Raw genomic sequence first — 1,445 nt, forward strand, 5'->3', positions numbered from 1 at the left:
TGAACTGCACCCCAATTGTTAGACATTATCAACAATTGGAGGTGCAGTTTTTCTATGGCTAAATTTACAAACGAACAAAAAATGGATGCAGTTATTAGATATCAAAGCAAATCGGAAAGTGTAAGGGAAATTGCTAATTCACTTGGGGCGAATCAAGAAGTTGTACGGATGTGGATTAAACAAGCTGAGTATCACGGGTTAGCCGCCTTTAAAAAGTCCTATACTTCCTACACTATGCAGTTTAAGATGGACGTACTTAATAATATGAACGAAATGGGGATATCTCCTAACGAAGCTGCAGTCATCTTTAATATTTCCTCTCCAGCATTAATTCGAACGTGGAGGATAAAGCTTAATACGGTAGGGTTAGATGCGCTCATTTCGAAGAAAAAGGGGCGTCCATCCTTGAAGAAAAAATCCAGTAAACCAACAAAGCCAACACGAACTGAAGACTCTACAGAAGCCCTTCAAGCAGAAATCCAACGTCTACGTATGGAGAATGAATACTTAAAAAAGTTAAATGCCTTAGTTCAAAGCAAAGAAAAATCACCAAGAAAGGCAAAGTAAAGGTCATCTATGAATTAAGGCAGAAGTACCCAGTGAAGGCGCTTGTAGCATTCGCACAAATCCCACGTAGCACGTATTACAATGTAGTAAAGAAGTTGGATCAACTAGATCCAGATCTGGACTTAAAAGTGGAGATTCAAGCAATCTATGATGAACATGAAGGTCGTTATGGCTATCGACGCATTTGTGATGAACTAGCGAATCGCCAGCAAAAAGTGAATCATAAAAGGGTCCAGCGCATTATGAAAGAGTTAGGTTTAAAGTGCTTAGTACGCATGAAAAAATATAAATCGTACAAAGGTACGATAGGTAAAATCGCATCAAACATTTTAAATAGAAACTTCACATCGGAAGTACCTAATGCAAAATGGGTCACCGATATTACTGAGTTTAAATTATTTGGTGAGAAGCTTTATTTATCGCCTGTACTAGATTTATTTAATGGGGAAATTATTACGTATACCATTGGCTCAAGGCCAACGTATTCCCTTGTTTCAGAGATGTTAGATCAAGCTTTAGAACGTTTGCCAGAGGACCATCAGCTACTGATGCATTCTGATCAAGGCTGGCACTATCAAATGAAGCCCTATCGTACAAAGCTTGAATCTAGAGGAATTGTACAAAGTATGTCTCGTAAAGGTAATTGTTACGACAATTCAGTGATGGAAAATTTCTTCGGGATAATGAAATCAGAATTCCTCTATCTGAAGGAATTTGAAAGCTTAGAGTATTTCAAAAAAGAACTTAAAAAATATATCGAATACTACAACACGAAACGAATGAAAGCAAAATTTAAAATGAGCCCGGTAGAATACCGAACTCATTTTAATCAAGCTGCCTAATGAAATAACCGTGTCTAACTTTTAGGGGTCACTTCA

At 37.4% G+C, this 1,445-nt stretch carries 1 protein-coding gene; it reads left to right on the forward strand.

Annotation, left to right across the window (positions count from 1 at the left end; translation table 11 throughout):
- Window positions 1–54: 54 nt before the first annotated feature.
- Window positions 55–1,409 (forward strand): IS3 family transposase gene (locus GUA98_RS29230; protein WP_193725202.1). Its coding sequence is split into 2 segments (ribosomal slippage): window positions 55–508 and window positions 508–1,409, totalling 1,356 coding nucleotides; the frame shifts between segments, so codons are not numbered across the junction.
- Window positions 1,410–1,445 lie beyond the last annotated feature (36 nt).

This window comes from Paenibacillus sp. P13VS, assembly GCF_015143645.1.
GTDB classification, from domain to species: Bacteria; Bacillota; Bacilli; order Paenibacillales; family Paenibacillaceae; genus Paenibacillus; species Paenibacillus xylanilyticus_A.